The organism is Streptomyces sp. NPDC051907 (assembly GCF_040681075.1).
In the GTDB taxonomy this organism is placed as follows: Bacteria; Actinomycetota; Actinomycetes; order Streptomycetales; family Streptomycetaceae; genus Streptomyces.
In genome coordinates, this window is record NZ_JBFAYB010000048.1 from 1 (window position 1) to 19,256 (window position 19,256).

Annotated in this window: 16 protein-coding genes; 10 read left to right on the top strand and 6 right to left on the bottom strand. The window is 72.8% G+C overall.

Going from position 1 to position 19,256, the window contains the following annotated elements:
• Positions 1–797: FAD-dependent oxidoreductase (locus tag AB0M39_RS23620; RefSeq protein WP_365367473.1), on the top strand; the 797-nt coding region annotated here is incomplete at its 5' end.
• A 156-nt stretch (positions 798–953) separates the two neighbouring features.
• Positions 954–1,928 carry a DeoR/GlpR family DNA-binding transcription regulator gene (locus tag AB0M39_RS23625; protein ID WP_365367475.1) on the top strand — a complete coding sequence of 325 codons (975 nt, stop codon included), beginning with the start codon at positions 954–956 and terminating at the stop codon, positions 1,926–1,928.
• Positions 1,929–2,123: 195 nt separating this feature from the next.
• Here AB0M39_RS23625 and AB0M39_RS23630 read toward each other — a convergent pair whose 3' ends face one another.
• Positions 2,124–2,747, bottom strand: coding sequence for a helix-turn-helix domain-containing protein (locus AB0M39_RS23630; protein ID WP_365367477.1), 624 nt, complete (start codon positions 2,745–2,747; stop codon positions 2,124–2,126).
• A 68-nt stretch (positions 2,748–2,815) separates the two neighbouring features.
• Here AB0M39_RS23630 and AB0M39_RS23635 point away from each other — a divergent pair, with 68 nt between their 5' ends.
• Positions 2,816–4,222, top strand: coding sequence for an MFS transporter (locus AB0M39_RS23635; protein WP_365367479.1), 1,407 nt, complete (start codon positions 2,816–2,818; stop codon positions 4,220–4,222).
• An 88-nt stretch (positions 4,223–4,310) separates the two neighbouring features.
• Here AB0M39_RS23635 and AB0M39_RS23640 read toward each other — a convergent pair whose 3' ends face one another.
• Positions 4,311–6,062 (bottom strand): biotin carboxylase N-terminal domain-containing protein, encoded by a 1,752-nt coding sequence (locus tag AB0M39_RS23640; protein ID WP_365367481.1) that lies wholly within the window; start codon positions 6,060–6,062, stop codon positions 4,311–4,313.
• A gap of 359 nt (positions 6,063–6,421) precedes the next feature.
• On the opposite strand from AB0M39_RS23640, the gene AB0M39_RS23645 reads away from it, so the two are divergent.
• On the top strand, positions 6,422–6,871 hold the full coding sequence (locus tag AB0M39_RS23645) for a hypothetical protein (protein WP_365367575.1): 450 nt from the start codon (positions 6,422–6,424) through the stop codon (positions 6,869–6,871).
• 90 nt (positions 6,872–6,961) lie between these two features.
• Here AB0M39_RS23645 and AB0M39_RS23650 read toward each other — a convergent pair whose 3' ends face one another.
• Positions 6,962–7,573 (bottom strand): nucleoside triphosphate pyrophosphatase, encoded by a 612-nt coding sequence (locus AB0M39_RS23650; protein ID WP_365367483.1) that lies wholly within the window; start codon positions 7,571–7,573, stop codon positions 6,962–6,964.
• Positions 7,574–8,412: 839 nt separating this feature from the next.
• Between AB0M39_RS23650 and AB0M39_RS23655 the strand changes: the two genes are divergently transcribed.
• Entirely contained in the window at positions 8,413–9,681 is a 1,269-nt protein-coding gene (locus AB0M39_RS23655; RefSeq protein ID WP_365367485.1) for an SGNH/GDSL hydrolase family protein, read from the top strand.
• A gap of 105 nt (positions 9,682–9,786) precedes the next feature.
• Here AB0M39_RS23655 and AB0M39_RS23660 read toward each other — a convergent pair whose 3' ends face one another.
• Together AB0M39_RS23660 and AB0M39_RS23665 are read right to left on the bottom strand one after the other, a co-directional pair.
• A complete protein-coding gene (locus AB0M39_RS23660; RefSeq protein ID WP_365367487.1) occupies positions 9,787–9,993 on the bottom strand; it encodes an acyl-CoA carboxylase epsilon subunit in 207 nt (68 codons plus the stop codon).
• A gap of 9 nt (positions 9,994–10,002) precedes the next feature.
• Positions 10,003–11,604 carry an acyl-CoA carboxylase subunit beta gene (locus AB0M39_RS23665; protein ID WP_365367489.1) on the bottom strand — a complete coding sequence of 534 codons (1,602 nt, stop codon included), beginning with the start codon at positions 11,602–11,604 and terminating at the stop codon, positions 10,003–10,005.
• A 152-nt stretch (positions 11,605–11,756) separates the two neighbouring features.
• Between AB0M39_RS23665 and AB0M39_RS23670 the strand changes: the two genes are divergently transcribed.
• From AB0M39_RS23670 to hutH, 5 genes are all read left to right on the top strand, one after another.
• Positions 11,757–12,623, top strand: coding sequence for a biotin--[acetyl-CoA-carboxylase] ligase (locus tag AB0M39_RS23670; RefSeq protein WP_365367491.1), 867 nt, complete (start codon positions 11,757–11,759; stop codon positions 12,621–12,623).
• 394 nt (positions 12,624–13,017) lie between these two features.
• A complete protein-coding gene (locus AB0M39_RS23675) occupies positions 13,018–14,109 on the top strand; it encodes an adenylate/guanylate cyclase domain-containing protein (protein ID WP_365367577.1) in 1,092 nt (363 codons plus the stop codon).
• 858 nt (positions 14,110–14,967) lie between these two features.
• Positions 14,968–15,762: an enoyl-CoA hydratase-related protein gene (locus AB0M39_RS23680; RefSeq protein ID WP_365367493.1), complete on the top strand. Its 795-nt coding sequence runs from the start codon at positions 14,968–14,970 to the stop codon at positions 15,760–15,762.
• 54 nt (positions 15,763–15,816) lie between these two features.
• A complete protein-coding gene (locus tag AB0M39_RS23685) occupies positions 15,817–17,013 on the top strand; it encodes a diguanylate cyclase (protein WP_365367495.1) in 1,197 nt (398 codons plus the stop codon).
• Positions 17,014–17,163: 150 nt separating this feature from the next.
• Positions 17,164–18,705, top strand: coding sequence for a histidine ammonia-lyase (hutH, locus tag AB0M39_RS23690; protein ID WP_365367579.1), 1,542 nt, complete (start codon positions 17,164–17,166; stop codon positions 18,703–18,705).
• Between the two features lie 113 nt (positions 18,706–18,818).
• On the opposite strand, the gene AB0M39_RS23695 is transcribed toward hutH, so the two are convergent.
• Positions 18,819–19,184: a hypothetical protein gene (locus AB0M39_RS23695; protein ID WP_365367497.1), complete on the bottom strand. Its 366-nt coding sequence runs from the start codon at positions 19,182–19,184 to the stop codon at positions 18,819–18,821.
• Positions 19,185–19,256: the final 72 nt, after the last annotated feature.

The following is a 19,256-nucleotide window of genomic DNA, read 5'->3' on the forward strand; positions in this document are numbered from 1 at the left end:
CCCTCGTCTCCTCCCGCGACCGCGTGCTGCCCGGCGAGGACCCGGACGCCGCCGCCGTCCTCGAGGACGTCTTCCGCCGGCGCGGCATGAACGTCATGGCCCGCTCGCGCGCCGAGTCCGCCAAGCGCGTCGGCGACCGGGTCGAGGTCACCCTCGCCGACGGCCGGGTGATCTCCGGCACGCACTGTCTGATGGCGGTCGGCGCGATCCCGAACTCGGCCGGGATGGGGCTGGAGGAGGCGGGCGTACGGCTCAAGGACTCCGGCCACATCTGGACCGACAAGGTCTCCCGCACCTCCGCGCCCGGCGTCTACGCCGCGGGCGACGTGACCGGCGTCTTCGCCCTCGCGTCCGTGGCGGCGATGCAGGGGCGCATCGCGATGTACCACTTCCTGGGCGACGCGGTGCAGCCGCTGAACCTGAAGACCGTCTCCTCGAACGTCTTCACCGACCCGGAGATCGCGACCGTCGGCTACAGCCAGGCGGACGTGGACGCGGGCAAGATCGACGCCCGTGTCGTCAAGCTGCCGCTGCTGCGCAACCCGCGCGCCAAGATGCAGGGCATCCGGGACGGCTTCGTCAAGATCTTCTGCCGGCCGGGCACGGGGATCGTGGTGGGCGGCGTGGTCGTCTCGCCGCGGGCGAGCGAGCTGATCCATCCGATCTCGATCGCGGTCGACAACAATCTGACGGTGGAACAGATCGCAAACGCTTTCACCGTGTACCCCTCTCTGTCGGGCTCGATCGCAGAGGTGGCACGTCAGTTGCACACCCGGAAGGCGACCGGCGAGGGGTGAAACCGGGCGTAAACCCGAAGAACCCCGGGCACTCCACGCACGGAGCGATCAACTAAGGGGCCGCCCATACCACTTGGCGGCCCCTTGTATGCACAACTTCTGTTATTCGGCGCATAGTGCTGAAAACTATCGGGCGGTCAGGTTACTGTCAGTTTCGTGTTCGCTGCAGAACGTCGCCAATTGATCCTCGAAATGGTGCGTGCCAACGGGGCCGTGTCGCTCCGTGAGCTCGCCCGCGTCGTCCAGACCTCAGAAGTGACCGTACGGCGGGACGTGCGGGCACTGGAGGCAGAAGGACTCCTCGACCGCCGGCACGGCGGTGCGGTACTGCCGGGCGGCTTCACGCGGGAGTCCGGCTTTCCGCAGAAATCCTTGTCCGCGACCGCGGAGAAGACGGCCATCGCCGACCTCGCCGCGAGCCTCGTCGAAGAGGGCGAGGCCATCGTGGTCGGCGCCGGGACGACCACGCAGGAGCTGGCTCGCCGGCTCGCTCGGGTGCCCGGACTGACCGTGGTCACCAACTCGCTGCTGGTGGCCCAGGCGCTGGCCCACGCCAACCGGGTCGAAGTCGTCATGACCGGCGGCACCCTGCGCGGCTCCAACTACGCGCTGGTGGGCAGCGGCGCGGAACAGTCGCTGCAAGGGCTGCGGGTGTCCCGCGCGTTCCTGTCCGGGAGCGGGCTGACCGCGGAGCGCGGGCTGTCCACGTCCAACATGCTCTCGGCGAGCGTCGACCGGGCGCTGGTGCAGGCGGCGGCGGAGGTGGTGGTCCTCGCAGATCATACGAAGCTGGGCACCGACACCATGTTCCAGACGGTGCCGACGGACGTGATCACCCGCCTGGTCACGGACGAGCCGCCGGGCCACGACGACCGCGCGGCCACGGAACTGCAGGCTCTGGCAGACCAGGGAGTGCAGATCGCGGTGGCGGGGTCGGGCGCGGCGCCGGGCGGCGAGGGCGTTCCGCCGGGGCGCCAGCCCCGCCGGGACGTGCCGCTCCCGGGCCAGCGCCGCACCCGCGGCGGCGGAGGCGGCCCCGGGCCGCAACTGCGCAGCGCATCGGGCGCGCTGGCGGCGGACCAGGTCTCGCCGGAACGAGCGGTCCGGGTGGCGGACCTCCGCCGCCGCTGAGGGGTACGGCGTACGGGTACGGCGTGCCCGACACTCGTGGTTGCGTGTCGGGGATGTGCTTCCGGGAGCGTCAGGCCTGGTGACGGTCGGTTCAAGGACGCCAGGCCGGTAGACGCTCCACTTCATGGCCGCCCGCGTCCGGCCCCCGCGCAGTCGTCGATCCTCGACCCGCAGGGCTCCCGGGCCCCCGCCTCCTCAGCCCGCCGGGTCCTCCGCGCGTAGGCCCCTCAGGGTCAGGCGTAGGAGTCTGTCTGCCAGCTCTCCGTCCTCCGGCGCCTGTTCCGAGGCCAGGGCGATCGCGTTCGTCAGCTGCATCAGGTCGGCGATCGAGACGTCCTCCCGTACCGCGCCGCTCCGCTGTGCCCGGAGCAGCAGGCGTTCGCCTGCCTCCCGCAGCGGGACGCTGCACTGGGCGAGCGCCGACTTCTCGTCCGTCGACGCCGACATCAGCGCCCTCGCCAGGCCCCGGTACTCGCCCGCGTGCGCGATCAGCGCGCGCAGCCAGTCGACCAGCGCGCCGCACGGCTGCTCCGCCGAGGCCAGCTCCCCGGAGTACTGGAGCAGAGACGCCAGGGCCTCCTGGAAGACCGCGTTCATCATCGCCTGGCGGGTCGGGAAGTGCCGGTACAGCGTGCCGATACCCACGCCCGAGCGGCGTGCGATCTCCTCGAGCGATGCATCGGTCCCGTGCTCGGCGAAGACGGAGCGAGCCTCGGTCAGCAGACGTTCGTAGTTGCGGCGCGCGTCCGCGCGCATCGGGCGCGCCGAGCCCGTCTCCGTGCCGGCCGCGGCCGTCGTGCCCGCCGTGCCCGTCTCCATCCGCCGACCTCCCTGAGTCCGCCCCGGGTCCAGAATGCCATCGCACACGAGCTGGAGGCGCCGCCCCCATGTCCCGTCGGCCCGTCCTCGCGCTCGCGCTGATGCTGAGCTGCCAGATGATGCTGATGCTCGACGCGACCGTCGTGAACATCGCCCTCCCCGACATCGGCCGCGACCTCGGCTTCAGCTCCGCCGGACTGTCCTGGGTGCTCAACGCCTACAGCCTCGCCTTCGGCGGGCTCCTCCTGATCGGCGGCCGCGTCGGCGACCTCGTCGGCCGCCGCCGCACCCTGATCGTCGGCGTGCTCGCCTTCACCGCCGCCTCCCTGCTCGGCGGCCTCGCCGACAGCGCGGGCGCCCTGCTCGCCGCCCGCGCCGCCCAGGGCGCCGCCGCCGCGCTCACCGCGCCGTCCACGCTCGCCCTCATCGCCACCGCCTTCGGCGAAGGCCGCGAACGCGATCGGGCGCTCGGCCTCTTCACCTCGATGGCCGCCGCCGGCTCCGCGATCGGGATGATCCTCGGCGGGGTCCTCACCGAGGCGGGGTCCTGGCGCTGGACCCTCTTCATCAACGTTCCCGTCGGGCTATTCGTCGCCGCCCTCCTCCCGGTCGCCGTCGCCGAGACGCCCCGCCGTCGCGCGCCCGGCCGCGGCGGCGTCCGCTTCGACTTCGCCGGGGCCCTGACCGGCACCGCCGGCGTCACCGCCCTCGTCTACGCCTTCATCCGCGCCGCCGACCATGGCTGGGGCGACCCTCCGGTGGCCTGGACCCTCGTCGCCGCGGCCCTGCTGCTGCCCGTCTTCCTCCTCGTCGAGCGCCGGGTCCGGCAGCCGGTCGTGCCCCTGGAGCTGTTCGCCGTACGCGACCGGGTCATCGCCTACGCGGCGATGCTGCTGGTCCCCGCCGCGATGTTCGGCGTCTTCTACTTCGACACGCAGTACTTCCAGTCCGTACGCCACTACAGCCCGCTGCGGGCCGGTCTGGCGTTTCTGCCGCTCGCCGTGGGCATCTTCGCCGCCTCCGCGCTCGCCGGCCGGCTGCTGGCCCGCCACGGCCTGAAGAAGGTCGCGGGGGCGGGGCTCGCCCTGTGCGTCGCAGGGGTGCTGTGGCAGTCCGCGCTCTCCGCGGGCAGCGGCTACTGGACCGCCCTGTTCGTCCCGCTCGCCCTCAACGGCTTCGGCGTCGGCCTGGTCTTCATGCCGCTCAGCGCCCTCATCCTCACCGGCGTACGCCCCGGGGAGGCGGGCGCGGCCTCGGGGATGATGCAGACGATGCAGCAGGTCGGCGGCGCCCTGGGGCTCTCCGCGCTGGTGACCGTGTACGGCGGCGCGGTGCGGGCGGACGGAGGCGCCGGGCCGCACGCGATGGCCCAGGGCTTCTCCGCGGGGCTGCTGGCCGCGGCGGCCTTCATGGCCGCCGCGCTCGCCCTCGTCCTGCTCTCCCGGGTGGGCATACGGGTGGGGCCCGCTCGTTGAGATGCGACGAGCGGGCCCCACACGCGGGTACGGCAGGACGTCAGTCCCTGACGGCGTCAGTTCTCGACGGCGTCAGTCCCTGGCGGCGTCAGTCCTTGATCTCGCAGATGGTGGCGCCGGAGGTGAGGGACGCGCCGACTTCGGCGGAGAGGCCCTTGATGGTTCCGGAGCGGTGGGCGTTGAGGGGCTGTTCCATCTTCATGGCTTCGAGGACGACGACGAGGTCGCCTTCGTTGACCTGCTGGCCCTCCTCGACCGCGACCTTGACGATCGTGCCCTGCATGGGCGAGGCGAGGGTGTCGCCGGAGGCGGCGGGGCCGGACTTCTTGGCGGCGCGGCGCTTGGGCTTGGCGCCGGCGGCGAGGCCGGTGCGGGCGAGCGTCATGCCGAGGGAGGAGGGCAGGGAGACCTCGAGCCGCTTGCCGCCGACCTCGACGACGATGGTCTCGCGGCCTGCCTCGTCCTCGTCTTCCTGGCCGGGCACGGCGAAGGGCTTGATGTCGTTGACGAACTCGGTCTCGATCCAGCGGGTGTGGACCTGGAACGGGTCGGCGGTGAAGGCGGGGTCGGCGACGACGGCGCGGTGGAAGGGGATGGCGGTGGCCATGCCCTGGACGTCGAACTCGGCGAGGGCGCGGGCGGCGCGCTGGAGGGCCTGCTGGCGGGTGGCGCCGGTGACGACGAGCTTGGCCAGGAGGGAGTCCCAGGCGGGGCCGATGACGCTGCCGGTCTCGACGCCGGCGTCGAGGCGGACGCCGGGGCCGGTGGGCGGGTTGAAGGCGGTGACGGTGCCGGGGGCGGGCAGGAAGCCGCGGCCCGGGTCCTCGCCGTTGATGCGGAACTCGAAGGAATGGCCGCGGACCGGCGGGTCGTCGTAGCCGAGGGCCTCGCCGTCGGCGATGCGGAACATCTCCCGGACGAGGTCGATGCCGGTGACTTCCTCGGTGACGGGGTGCTCGACCTGGAGTCGGGTGTTGACCTCGAGGAAGGAGATGGTGCCGTCGGTGCCGACGAGGAACTCGACGGTGCCGGCGCCGACGTAGCCGGCCTCCTTGAGGATGGCCTTGGAGGCGGCGTACAGCTCGGCGTTCTGCTCGGCGCTCAGGAACGGCGCGGGGGCCTCCTCCACCAGCTTCTGGTGGCGGCGCTGGAGCGAGCAGTCGCGGGTGGAGACGACGACGACGTTGCCGTGGGAGTCGGCCAGGCACTGGGTCTCGACGTGGCGCGGCTTGTCGAGGTAGCGCTCGACGAAGCACTCGCCCCGGCCGAACGCGGCTACGGCCTCGCGGACGGCGGAGTCGTAGAGCTCGGGGACCTCTTCGAGGGTGCGGGCGACCTTGAGGCCGCGGCCGCCGCCGCCGAAGGCCGCCTTGATGGCGATGGGGAGGCCGTGCTCCTGGGCGAAGGCGACGACCTCGTCCGACCCGGAGACGGGGTCGGGGGTGCCGGCGACCAGGGGGGCGCCGGCGCGCTGGGCGATGTGACGGGCGGCGACCTTGTCGCCGAGGTCCCGGATGGCCTGCGGGGGCGGGCCGATCCAGGTCAGTCCGGCGTCGAGGACGGCCTGGGCGAACTCGGCGTTCTCCGAGAGGAAGCCGTATCCGGGGTGGACGGCGTCGGCTCCGGAGTCCTTGGCTGCCTGCAGGACCTTGGTCATGTCGAGATAGCTCGCGGCCGGGGTGTCACCGCCCAGGGCGAACGCCTCGTCGGCCGCGCGGACATGCAGAGCGTCCCGGTCCGGATCGGCGTAGACGGCTACGCTCGCGATCTGGGCGTCCCGGCAGGCACGGGCAACGCGGACAGCGATTTCGCCACGGTTGGCGATGAGCACCTTGCGCACGATGGCTCCCTCCTTGAAACAAGCTGAGTTTAGGGACTGCCGACACGGTCCTTCGACCCGTCCCCAATGGTGAGCTTGCCCACACGGAGCGTGATTCGAGGCTCGCGCAAGTCGCGAAATCCCTTGTCGCACCACGGTACGACGGGTTTCCCCTTCGCACAGTAGACCTGAGATGTGGCACAGGTCTCTGTTCGAGCGCCCAGCGACAGGCGACGTTTCTTTGTCGAGTCCCTACGAATGGCCGAATGATTCTTTGCTGTGAGACCCAGCGTGCCGCACCCCTTGTCCAGCCAACTACCCGTTAGTAGCGTTCGCGATGTCGTACGTACTTCCGGTAACTGAGGGGTGGGGGCGCCGTGCTGCGCAGACCGGTGGCCGTGGTGGCTGCGCTTGTCCTGCTGGTCGAGGCCGTCGGAATCGTGGCGATCAACGGCATCATGGCCACCTTCGTCGACAAGCAGGACATGTCCCTGGCGGGCCTGGACCCGGACGCGATGGTCACCGGCACCTGGGCGATGGGCATCGCCTTCGGGCTCTTCCTCGCGTCGTGCGCGGCGGTGCTGCTCGTGGCGGGCCTGCGCGACCGGGCCCCCGGCCGCATCGGCAAGATCATGGTGATCAGCTGCGCGGTCGTGCACGGGGTGCTGGGCGCGCTCACGGTGGGCCTGATGGGCTGGGGCGCGTTCGCCTTCATGATGACCGTGCTGGGGCTGATCGTGCTGGCGCTGCTGGGGTACGGGGACGAGGGCAAGCCGCGCGAGAGCGAGCCGCAGGACACGGCCCCCGCGAACGGGGCCGCGCCGGCCTGAGGCTGACGCGGGGTCGGGTCGGGCGAGGCGCCGTCGTAGCCGTCCGCGTACGGCGAGCCCTGCGCGCGGGGTCGGGCCGGTCGGGTCCGGTCAGGTCCAGAGGTCGGTGATCTCGTGGCCGAGCTCGCGCAGCAGCTTGCGCAGCAGCGGCAGCGAGAGCCCGATGACGTTTCCGTGGTCGCCGTCGATCGAGTCGATGAACGGCGCCGAGCGGCCGTCCAGCGTGAAGGCGCCCGCCACATGGAGCGGCTCGCCGCTCTCCACGTACACGGCGATCTCTTCGTCCGTCGGACTGCCGAAGCGCACCACCGTGGACGCGGTCGCCGAGGCGTAGTGCCCGGTGGCGGTGTCGTAGACGCAGTGCCCGGTCTGCAGGACGCCCGCGCGGCCGCGCATGGACTTCCAGCGGGCGAGGGCCTCCTCGGCGTCGGCGGGCTTGCCGAGCGCCCGCCCGTCCAGCTCCAGCACGGAGTCGCAGCCGACGACGAGCGCGCCGCTGCGGATGACGTCGGCCTTCGCGGCCACGACGGACGCCTTGGCCTCGGCGAGGGCCAGCGCCAGCTCGGCCGGGGTGGGGGCGGATACGGCGTCCTCGTCGACACCGCTGACGATGACCTCCGGGGCGAGGCCGGCCTGCCGCAGCAGGTTGAGCCGGGCGGGGGAGGCGGAGGCGAGGACGAGTCGGCGACGCTGATCGGTCATGAGGTCATCGTAGGCGGCGATCAGCGAGGCCCGACGGACAAGCCGAGAAGCCCACGGCACGTCGCCACGGATCGATCGCCGCGGATCGGTGCGCTGAGGGGTTCTGCACGGGGAGGGGGCCGGTGCGCCGGCGAGTCCGTGCGCCGGTGAGGCCCGTGCGTCGAGGAGCCTGTGCGCCGATGGGATTCGTGCGCTGACGAGACCTGTGCGCGACGAGGCCTGTGCGGTGCCGCGACTCGCGCGGCGAGGGGCCTGTGCGTTGGTAAGACCCGTGTGCCGAGGGGGCCCGTGCGTCGGCAGGTCCCGTCGTCGTCGGGACCTGCACGCTGAGGAGACCTGTGCGTCGGCGAGCCCGTGCGCCGATGAGACCCGCGCGTCGGCAAGACCCATGCGCCGATGAGACCCATGCGCTGACAAGTCCGCGCTTCGGTGAGGATCCGTCATGCCGTGCCGCCTGCGCAGCCAAAGGCTCGTCACGGTGGCGGCCGCCGTGCGGGTGGGTCAGTGGAGGCCGAGGACGAACATCGCCAGCACCATCGCCAGCGCCAGCACCAGCCCCACGCGTCGCATCATGGCCTGCGTCTCGCGCATGTCTTTGGGGGGTTCGTTCTCAGGGTCGGACCACAGCATGCCTTCGATCCTGCTGCCGCCGCGCGCGTCGCGCCTGAGTACGGGTACTCAACCGCCGTGGTTCCGATGGGTTGACTTCGGATGGCCCTCAGGTGGCCAGTAGACGCGCGAGACGATTAAACGGGTCTGGGGTTCCATTAGTAGCTCGCATCCTGCTACTGTCCTGACACGGCTTAAAGGAACTGCCAGCCCATTAGGGGGAACTCGCCATGTACCAGCACGCCCGCCGCACCGCCGTCCCGCTCGTCGTCGCCGCGCTCGGCCTCGCGCTGCTCTCCGGCACCGAGTCTTCGGCCCGGCCGACCACGAGCCAGCCGACGAGCCAGTCGAAGGCGGCGCAGTGGACCGCGGCCTGGGCCGCCTCGCCCCAGACGCCCAGCACCGGCTTCACGCCCAACTGGTCCCAGGAGGGCTTCTCGCACCAGACCGTCCGCCAGGTCGTGCGCGTCACCGAGGGCGGCGACCGGGCCCGGATACGGCTGTCCAACACCTACGGCACCTCCCCGCTGAAGATCACGGGCGCCACCATCGCCCGCACCGCCGGCGGCGCGGCCGTCGACCCCGGCTCCGTACGCCACCTCACCTTCGGCGGGAAGCGCTCGGTCGCCGTCCCCGCGCACGCGGAGCTGCGCAGCGACGCGGCGCGGCTGCCGCTGAAGCCCCTGGAGTCGGTGACCGTCACGCTCTACATCGCCGGCACCACCGGGCCCGCCACCTTCCACTCCCAGGCCTGGACCGACTCCTACCGGGCGGACGGCGACCGCCGCGCGGACCACGCGGGGAAGGCGTTCAAGGACGCGACCCAGTCCTGGTACTACCTCTCCGGCGTCGAGGTCGGCGGGGCCGCGCGGAGCCAGAAGAACGGGATCGTGCTCTTCGGGGACTCGATCACCGACGGCTTCGGCTCCACGCCGGGGGCGAACCGGCGCTGGTCGGACCGGGTCGCCGAGCTCACCCGCCGCCCGGTCGTGAACGCGGGCATCGGCGGCAACCTCGTCCTCAACGACTCGGCCTGGTACGGCGAGCGCGGCACCGCCCGCTTCGGGCGGGACGCCCTCGACCAGCCCGGCGCCTCGACCGTCGTCGTCCTGGAGGGCGTCAACGACATCGGCTTCAGCGAGACGAAGGACCAGCCCACCTACAAGCCCGCGCCGGTCGTGTCGGCGAAGGAGCTCATCGAGGGCCACCGCGCCCTGATCCGCGCGGCCCACGCGAAGGGCCTGCGCATCGTCGGCGCCACCCTGCTCCCGCTGAAGGGCTCGGACCACTGGGGCGCGAACGCGGCGAAGGTCAGCGCCGAGGTGAACGAGTGGATCCGCACGTCGGGCGAGTACGACGCGGTGGTCGACTTCGACAAGGCGATGGCCGACCCGGCCGACGCGGACCGGCTGAACCCCGCGTACGACTTCGGCGACCGGCTGCACCCCAACGACGCCGGCTACCAGCGCATGGCCGAGGAGCTGGCGCGGGTCCTCTAGACCTGCAAGCACCTCGAAGCACCTCGAAAAAACTCGAACGCCGACGGGTCCTGCCCGCCGGCGTTCGAGGTGTTCAGGAGGGGGCGTGCGCCCCCGGCACGCGCGCTAGACCGGCCAGTACGACCGCGCCCACGACCGCGGCCCCGGCTGCGGCCTCTGCGTGCGGGCGATGCGCGCCGGGTCCGACCACTGCTCCGGCAGCAGCGGCTGCCCGTCCGCGGCGGAGGCCGTCGCCGCGGCGCGCGCTTGGACCACCGCCAGTGCGGCGGCCAGCTCCTCCGGGGTGGGATTACCCCGTACGACCTTGATCACAGGGGCTCCTTACAGGGGGATGTTGCCGTGCTTCTTCGGAGGCAGGTTTTCCCGCTTCGTACGCAGCTGACGCAGGCCCTTGACGATGTGCGTCCGGGTCTCCGACGGCATGATCACCGCGTCGACGTAGCCCCGCTCGGCCGCGGTGTAGGGGTTGAGGAGCGTGTCCTCGTACTCCTGGATCAACCGGGCGCGGGTGGCCTCCTGGTCCTCGGCGGCGGCGATGGTCCGCCGGTGCAGGATGTTCACCGCGCCCTGCGCGCCCATGACCGCCACCTGCGCGGTCGGCCAGGCCAGGTTGAGGTCCGCGCCCAGGTGCTTGGAGCCCATGACGTCGTACGCGCCGCCGAACGCCTTCCGCGTGATCACCGTGATCAGCGGGACGGTCGCCTCGGCGTACGCGTAGATGAGCTTCGCGCCGCGCCGGATGATGCCGCCGTACTCCTGGTCGACGCCGGGCAGGAAGCCGGGCACGTCGACGAAGGTGATGACGGGGATGTTGAAGGCGTCGCAGGTGCGCACGAAGCGCGCGGCCTTCTCGGAGGCGTTGATGTCGAGGCAGCCGGCGAACTGCATCGGCTGGTTGGCGACGATGCCGACCGGGTACCCCTCGACACGGCCGTAGCCGGTGACGATGTTCGGCGCGAACATCGCCTGGGTCTCCAGGAACTCGCCGTCGTCCAGCACGTGCTCGATGACGGTGTGGATGTCGTACGGCTGGTTCGCCGAGTCCGGGATGAGGGTGTCGAGCTCGCGGTCTTCCTCGTTTATGCCGAGGTCCGCCTCCTCCGGGAAGGCGGGCGCCTCCGAGAGGTTGTTCGAAGGCAGGTACGACAGAAGGGACTTGACGTACTCGATCGCGTCCTTCTCGTCGCCCGCCATGTGGTGCGCGACGCCCGAGGTCGTGTTGTGGGTGCGGGCGCCGCCCAGCTCCTCGAAGCCCACGTCCTCGCCGGTGACCGTCTTGATGACGTCGGGCCCGGTGATGAACATGTGCGAGGTCTGGTCGACCATCACCGTGAAGTCGGTGATCGCGGGGGAGTAGACCGCGCCGCCGGCGCACGGGCCGACGACCAGGCTGATCTGCGGGATCACGCCGGAGGCATGCGTGTTGCGGCGGAAGATCTCGCCGTACATGCCGAGCGCGCTGACGCCCTCCTGGATGCGGGCGCCGCCGGAGTCGTTGATGCCGACGACCGGGCAGCCGGTCTTGAGGGCGAAGTCCATCACCTTGATGATCTTCTGGCCGTAGACCTCGCCGAGGGCCCCGCCGAAGACGGTGAAGTCCTGCGAGAACACAGCGATCGGGCGGCCGTCGACGGTGCCGTAGCCGGTGACGACTCCGTCGCCGTACGGACGGGTCTTCTCCAGGCCGAAGTTGGTGGAGCGGTGCCGCGCGAACTCGTCGAGCTCCACGAACGATCCCTCGTCGAGCAGCAGCTCGATCCGCTCGCGGGCGGTCAGCTTGCCCTTGGCGTGCTGCTTCTCCACCGCGCGCGCCGAGCCGGCGTGCGTCGCCTCGTCAACGCGGCGCTGAAGATCCGCGAGCTTGCCCGCGGTGGTGTGGCTGCTCTGGTTGAGCGAGAGGGCGGTCTCTTCCGGCTCGGACATCGGGATGCGGCTCCCTGGCTGGTCACGGGGTCGTCACGGGACGTTGTACGGCATTTCAGCAGGTGTCGATGCTGACTTGGCTACTGACTCGTAGCGTATCGGCGCGGATACCGTTCGGCAGTGCGGCGTTTACCACACCTAACCTGGCTTGCATGACGCCCGAGAATGCGCCCGAAGGCGCGCGCGAGAGCCGCTGGTCCGACCTCGACCGGCCGCCGCTGAACGTCCCGGCGCTCCGTCGGGCCCTGCTGCGGCCGGGCGGGCTGTGGACCTCCCTGGACGTGACGCCCGCCACCGGCTCCACCAACTCCGACCTGGCCGACCGTGCCGCCTCCCTCGAGGAGGGCGCGGTGCTCGTCGCCGAGGAGCAGACCGCGGGGCGGGGGCGGCTGGACCGGAGCTGGACGGCGCCGGCCCGCTCGGGGCTGTTCTTCTCCGTGCTGCTGCGGCCGGGGCCCACCGTCCCGGTGCACCGCTGGGGATGGCTGCCGCTGCTCGCCGGAGTGGCCTCGGCGACGGGGCTGGCGAAGGCGGCCGGGGTGGACATGTCCCTCAAGTGGCCTAACGACCTGCTGGCAAAGGTCGGCGGCGAGGAGCGCAAGGTCGGCGGCATCCTGGCGGAGCGCGCCGGCGGGGAGGCGGTGGTGGTCGGGATCGGCGTGAACGTGACGCTGCGCGAGGACGAGCTGCCCGTCCCCGCGGCGGGCTCCCTGGGCCTCGCGAACGCGGTCTCGACCGACCGGGACCCGCTGCTGCGGGCGGTCCTGCGGTCGCTGGAGCAGTGGTACGGGGACTGGCGGGCGGCCGAGGGGGACCCGGGGCTCTCGGGGCTCCAGGCGGCCTACGCGGCGGGCTGCGCGACGCTGGGCCGCACGGTGCGGGCGGAGCTGCCCGGCGGCCGGTCGCTCACCGGGGAGGCGGCGGCGCTGGACGGGGACGGCCGTCTGGTGCTCAGAGGCGAGGACGGGGAGCGGCATCCGGTCGGCGCGGGTGACATCGTGCACCTGCGGGCGGGATGAGCCAGGGTGGCCGTCCCGGACGTGAGCTAGGGCACACCTGCCGTATCGTTGAGGCGATCGAGCGACAGATCGGCAGGGCAGTGCGCAGGGAACGGGCAGGAGGCGGCTGGTGACCGTCGACGACACCACTTCCGGCGCGGGCGCGCAGCCGCCGTCGGACTCCGGTCGCGGCGGGCAGCCGCCGTCGGGCGCCACGTCTGGCGGGCAGCGGCCCTCGGACGCCGCGTCGGGCGAGCGCACGTCAGGCGAGCACACGTCGGGCGAGCGCACGTCAGGCGAGCGCGCGGCGGGCGAGCAGCCGCCGTCCGAGCCCGGATCCCACGCGACGGCGCCCTCGGCGCCCTCGGACGCGGCGCCCTACACGTCCGGCTCGTCCACCGCCACGGCGCCGTCCGTGCACCCGACGCCGCACCACGCCGTCGACCACACGGCGGAGCCGACGGACGACCCGCTCGCCATCCGGCTCGAGCAGCTGATCCTGGGCGCCGAGCGCCGCTACACCGCCTTCCAGGCCGCCCGCACGGCCGGCGTATCGATGGACCTGGCGTCCCGCTTCTGGCGGGCCATGGGCTTCGCGGACATCGGCCAGGCGAAGGCGCTGACCGAGGCGGACGTGCTGGCCCTGCGGCGGCTCGCCGGTCTCGTGGAGGCGGGCCTGCTCAGCGAGCCGATGGCGATCCAGGTGGCCCGCTCCACCGGGCAGACCACCGCCCGACTGGCCGAATGGCAGATCGACTCCTTCCTGGAAGGCCTGACGGAGCCGCCCGAGCCGGGGATGACGCGTACGGAGGTCACGTACCCCCTGGTCGAACTGCTCCTGCCGGAGCTGGAGGAGTTCCTCGTCTACGTCTGGCGCCGCCAGCTCGCGGCGGCCACGGGCCGGGTCGTCCAGGCGGCCGACGACGAGGAGATGGTGGACCGCCGCCTCGCGGTCGGCTTCGCGGACCTCGTCGGCTTCACCCGGCTGACGCGCCGGCTGGAGGAGGAGGAGCTCGGCGAGCTGGTCGAGGCGTTCGAGACAACCTGCGCGGATCTCGTCGCCGCGCACGGCGGCCGGCTGATCAAGACGCTCGGCGACGAGGTGCTGTACGCGGCGGACGACGCGGGCACGGCGGCCGAGATCGCGCTGCGGCTGATCGACGCGATGACGCAGGACGAGTCGATGCCGGCCCTGCGGGTCGGCATCGCGTTCGGCACGGTGACGACGCGGATGGGCGACGTCTTCGGCACCACGGTGAACCTGGCGAGCCGTCTGACGTCGATAGCTCCGAAGGACGCGGTCCTGGTGGACGGGGCGTTCGCCGAGGAGCTGGTACGGACGGGAGACGCGCCGGTCTCCGAGACGGAGGCGGCGGAGGAGGCGGCGACCGCGGAGAAGGAGGGCGAGGAGCCCCCCGCGTACCGCTTCGGCCTCCAGCCGATGTGGCAGCGCCCGGTCAGGGGCCTGGGCGTGGTGGAGCCCTGGCTGCTCTCGCGAAGGGACTGAGACGGCGGTCGCTCCGCGGGCGGCACGGGACGGGTCCGGGTCGCCCAGGCGGGGGTCGGGGGCGGAGCTCGAGCTCGGCGGGGGCGGGGCGCTACGGCTTCGGCCGTGCGGCATCCGGACGGGCCGAGATCGGCCCAGGGGGTCTGGGGCGGAGCCCCGGTGCGGGGAGGTCGCTACGGCTTCGCCGCGCGGCACCCGGACGGGCCCGGGTCGCCGTCAGGCTGGGTCAGGGGCGGAGCCCCCAGCTCAGCCGGAGGCCCGGTGTGGAGGGGGCGCTACGGGTTCGGCCGTGCGGCCCGGGACGGGCTGAGGTTGACCCAGCGGGGTCGGCGCGGAGCCCCCAGCACAGGGGGCGCTAGTGCGGAGGGGCGCTACAGCTTCGGCTGCGCGGACCGGGACGGGCCCGGGTCGCGCGGGCGGGGTCAGGGGCAGAGCCCCAGCTCAGCGGGCGCTAGTGCGGAGGGGTGCTACAGCTTCGGCTGCGCGGCCCCGGACGGGTCCAGGTCGCCCCGGCGGGGTCAGGGGAGCCTCAGCTCGGCGGAGGCCCGGTGCGCTATAGCCGCGCCGCACCGGACGGGCCGGGTCGCTCAGCGGGGTCGGGGCGGAGCCCCAGCTCAGCGGGCCCAGCGCGGGGGCGCTACAGCTTCCGCCGCGCCGCCCCGGACGGGCCCGTGGGCCCAGTCGGGCGCGGTCGCCCAGGCGGGGTCGGGGCGGAGCCCCAGCTCAGCAGGGCCCCGGACGGGCTGGGTCGGCCCAGCGGGGTCGGGGGCCGAGCCCCCGGTGTCGAGGGGGCGCTACAGGTTCCGACTCGCCGCGCCTATGATCCGGTGAACCGTCGTTAACCGGGAGGGTGTGGCCATGTCCGAGTCCGAGCAGCGGTTCGGGGAATTCGTCGTCGTACGCCGGCAGGAGCACGTCGCCGAGCTCGTCCTCGATCGGCCCAAGGCCATGAACGCCGTCTCCAGCGAGATGGCCCGCTCCATCGCCGCCGCCTGCGACGAGCTGGCCGCCGACCGGGACGTGCGCGTCACCGTCGTGAGCTCCAGCAGCGACCGCGCCTTCTGCGTCGGCGCCGACCTCAAGGAGCGGAACTCCTTCAGCGACGCCGAGTTGGTCCGGCAGCGGCCCACCGCGCGCGCCGCCTACACCGGGGTGCTGGAGCTGCCCATGCCCACCGTCGCCGCCGTGCACGGGTTCGCCCTCGGCGGCGGGTTCGAGCTCGCCCTCGCCTGCGACGTCATCGTCGCCGACCGGAGCGCCGTGGTCGGGCTGCCCGAGGTGTCGGTCGGCGTGATCCCCGGCGGTGGCGGCACGCAGCTGCTGCCCCGCCGCGTCGGCGCCGCCCGCGCCGCCGAGCTCGTCTTCACCGCGCGCCGCGTGGAGGCCGACGAGGCACGGGAGTTGGGGCTCGTCGACGTGCTCGCCGAGGACGCCAGGACCGAGGCCCTCGCCCTCGCCGGCCGGATGGCCGTCAACTCTCCTGTCGGCCTGCGCGCCGCCAAGCGCGCCATGCGGCTGGGCCACGGGCTCGACCTGCGCGCCGGCCTCGAGGTCGAGGACGCCGCCTGGCGCTCCGTCGCCTTCTCCGGGGACCGGGCCGAGGGCGTCGCCGCTTTCAACGAGAAGCGGAAGCCCCAGTGGCCGGGTGAGTGACCATCTGGCCACCCAAACCGATCAAACTGGGAGAAACCTCCCTAAGCTGGAGTGATGGCTGAGGATCGGCGGTTGCGGGCCGTGGTGTCGCTGGCGCAGGCGATGGCCGCCGCCCACACCCCACGCGAGTTCTGGCGCGCTGCCGCGCTGGGCGCCTGCGACGCGCTCGCGGGGTCCTTCGCGGCGCTGTCCGTCTGGGAGCGCGAGCTCGGCCGGCTCAAGGTGCTGGTGAACGCCGGCGAACGGACCGCCGAGGAGGAGGAGTTCCCGGAGTCGGAGACGTACGCCGTCAACCGCTTCCCGGAGATCACCGAGTTCCTGCACGAGCAGTGGGCGGGCGGCGGCGAGCCCGAGGCATGGGTCGAGACGGCCGACGGGCCCGCCGCGTCCGGGCGCGGATACCGCCATCCGGCCTCCCCTCCCGCGCACGAGGTGCTGTGGGGGAGGGTCGCCGCGCTGCGCCGGCGCCGCCGGGGCTGCTGCGTGGTCGCCCCGATCGTGCTGCACGGCCGCGCCTGGGGCGAGCTGTACGTCGCCCGTCCCGTCGGCGCGCCTGTCTTCGACCGGGACGACGCGGACTTCGCGACCGTCCTCGCCTCGGTCGTCGCCGCCGGGATCGCCCAGGCGGAGCGCCTCGAAGAGGTCCGCAAGCTCGCCTTCACCGACCCGCTGACCGGCCTCGCCAACCGCCGTGCCGTGGACATCCGGCTCGACGAGGCCGTCGAGCGGCACCGCGTCGACGGCTCGGTCGTCAGCCTCGTCGTCTGCGACCTCAACGGCCTCAAGCGCGTCAACGACACCCACGGCCACGCGGTCGGCGACCGTCTGCTGGAACGGTTCGGCTCGGTGCTGTCCCTGTGCGGCGCGATGCTCCCAGGCGCGCTCGCGGCCCGCCTCGGCGGCGACGAGTTCTGTCTGGTGACGATCGGCCCGTCCGCCGACGACGTGGTCCGCGTCGCCGACGAACTCTGTCTGCGCGCGACCGAGTTGGAGCTCGGCGAGGGCGTCGCCTGCGGCGTCGCGTCGACCGGCGACGCCATCGGCGAGGTCCGCTCGGCCCGCCGTCTGTTCCGGCTCGCCGACGCGGCCCAGTACCGCGCGAAGGCGGCCCACTCCCCGAAGCCCGTCGTCGCCGGGCGCGACGGCTCGGTGATCGCCCTCGCGGACGCCCCGCCGCGCGCGCACCAGGACCGCCGCCGCTTCCGCGACGTACGGCCCGAGGACGCCGAGGAGCCCTGGAGCGAGCCCTGACGGGCAGCCGTGCGGGAGCGTCCCGGGGTGTTCGGGGGTGTTCGGCGGGGTCCGGAGGCGTCCGATCCGCGTAAGGGGCTGCGCACGGGACGGGTCCGGACGCCCCTAGTGACATAGCGGGATTCAATCCGTACGCTGCTGAATATGGATATGCACACTGTCGTGGTGGGGACGTCCGGTACCACCGCCGAAGACGTCATCGCCGTGGCTCGCGGCAACGCCCGGATCGAGCTCTCCGACGAGGCCGTCGCCGCCCTCGCCGCCGCCCGGAGCATCGTGGACGCGCTCGCCGCCAAGCCCGAGCCCGTCTACGGGGTCTCCACCGGCTTCGGCGCCCTGGCCAGCCGCCATATCGGCCACGACCTCCGCGCCCAGCTCCAGCGCAACATCGTGCGCTCGCACGCCGCCGGCATGGGCCCGCGCGTCGAGCGCGAGGTCGTGCGCGCGCTGATGTTCCTCCGGCTGAAGACCGTCTGCTCCGGCCACACCGGCGTACGCCCCGAGGTCGCCCAGACCATGGCGGACGTGCTGAACGCGGGCATCACGCCCGTCGTCCACGAGTACGGCTCCCTCGGCTGCTCCGGCGACCTCGCGCCGCTCTCCCACTGCGCGCTCACCCTGATGGGCGAGGGCGACGCCGAGGGCCCCGACGGCCGGGTCCGCCCCGCCGGCGAGCTGCTCGCCGAGCACGGCATCGCCCCCGTCGAGCTGCGCGAGAAGGAGGGCCTCGCCCTCCTGAACGGCACCGACGGCATGCTCGGCATGCTGGTCATGGCCCTCGCCGACCTCCAGCGCCTCTACACCTGCGCCGACGTCACCGCCGCCCTCTCGCTGGAGGCGCTGCTCGGCACCGACAAGGTCCTCGCCCCCGAGCTGCACGCCATCCGCCCGCACCCCGGCCAGGCCGCCTCCGCCGCCAACATGGCCGCCGTGCTCAAGGACTCCGAGCTCACCGGCCACTTCCAGGAGGAGGAGGCGCCCCGCGTCCAGGACGCCTACTCCGTCCGCTGCGCCCCCCAGGTCGCCGGCGCCGGGCGCGACACCCTCGCCCACGCCCGCCTGGTCGCCGAGCGCGAGCTCGCCTCCGCCGTCGACAACCCCGTCGTCCTGCCCGACGGCCGGGTCGAGTCCAACGGCAACTTCCACGGCGCGCCCGTGGCGTACGTCCTCGACTTCCTCGCCATCGTCGCCGCCGACCTCGGCTCCATCGCCGAGCGCCGCACCGACCGGCTGCTCGACAAGAACCGCTCGCACGGCCTGCCGCCGTTCCTCGCCGACGACGCCGGCGTCGACTCGGGCCTGATGATCGCCCAGTACACGCAGGCCGCCCTGGTCAGCGAGATGAAGCGGCTGGCCGTCCCGGCCTCCGCCGACTCGATCCCGTCCTCCGCGATGCAGGAGGACCACGTCTCCATGGGCTGGTCGGCCGCCCGCAAGCTGCGCACCGCCGTCGGCAACCTCAACCGGATCATCGCCGTCGAGCTGTACGCGGCGACCCGCGCGATCGAGCTGCGCCGCGGTCTGACCCCGGCGCCCGCCTCCCGCGCCGCCATCGAGGCGCTGCGCGCGGCCGGCGTCGAGGGCCCGGGCCCGGACCGCTTCCTCGCGCCGGACCTGGAGGCCGCGGACGCGTTCGTACGGGACGGAAAGCTCCTGGCGGCCGTGGAGCCGGTCACAGGACCGCTGGCCTGACGCACGCGTTGAGGGCCGTCCCGCACTCCATGGGCTCAGGAGCGCGGGGCGGCCCTCGCGCATGTCACAGGGCGCTGGCGGCCGTCACAGGGCGGCGGCGAACCTCGCGTACGTCACAGGGAGGCGGCTGCGTCGCGCCGGCGCACCGAGTAGGCCACGAAGCCCGCGCCGATCCCGAGGAACGCGGTGCCGGTGACGACGTACGGGGTGGTGTCGACGCTGCCCGTGTCGGCGAGGACCAGCGTGTCCGACGCGCTGTCAGACGTGCCGGAGGACCCGTCAGAAGCCGCGTCGGAGGCCGCGTCCGACGTGCCGTCAGTCGATGCGGAGCCTTCCTGCGACCCGCCCGTCGAGCTGCTCGGCGCTCTGTCTCCCGTCTGCTTCTCGACGATGGCGTTCGCCGAGGGGACGAACCACAGAGCACACAGCAGAGTTCCTGCGGCGGTAGCGGTCAGAAGCGGTCGACGTGCGACGGACACGGACTCGATCCCCCTTGAGGCATCCTCGAATTGGCCGGTGCGCTGATGCTAGTGAAAGCAGCGGGTCGCGGG

What these genes read in the sequence shown, in the direction of transcription:
- AB0M39_RS23630 (WP_365367477.1), bottom strand. Translation starts at nt 2,747, where the DNA reads ATGGAGACGGGCACGGCGGGCACGACGGCCGCGGCCGGCACGGAGACG.
- AB0M39_RS23635 (WP_365367479.1), top strand. Translation starts at nt 2,816, where the DNA reads ATGTCCCGTCGGCCCGTCCTCGCGCTCGCGCTGATGCTGAGCTGCCAG.
- AB0M39_RS23650 (WP_365367483.1), bottom strand. Translation starts at nt 7,573, where the DNA reads ATGACCGATCAGCGTCGCCGACTCGTCCTCGCCTCCGCCTCCCCCGCC.
- AB0M39_RS23655 (WP_365367485.1), top strand. Translation starts at nt 8,413, where the DNA reads ATGTACCAGCACGCCCGCCGCACCGCCGTCCCGCTCGTCGTCGCCGCG.
- AB0M39_RS23665 (WP_365367489.1), bottom strand. Translation starts at nt 11,604, where the DNA reads ATGTCCGAGCCGGAAGAGACCGCCCTCTCGCTCAACCAGAGCAGCCAC.
- AB0M39_RS23670 (WP_365367491.1), top strand. Translation starts at nt 11,757, where the DNA reads ATGACGCCCGAGAATGCGCCCGAAGGCGCGCGCGAGAGCCGCTGGTCC.
- AB0M39_RS23680 (WP_365367493.1), top strand. Translation starts at nt 14,968, where the DNA reads ATGTCCGAGTCCGAGCAGCGGTTCGGGGAATTCGTCGTCGTACGCCGG.
- AB0M39_RS23685 (WP_365367495.1), top strand. Translation starts at nt 15,817, where the DNA reads ATGGCTGAGGATCGGCGGTTGCGGGCCGTGGTGTCGCTGGCGCAGGCG.
- hutH (WP_365367579.1), top strand. Translation starts at nt 17,164, where the DNA reads ATGCACACTGTCGTGGTGGGGACGTCCGGTACCACCGCCGAAGACGTC.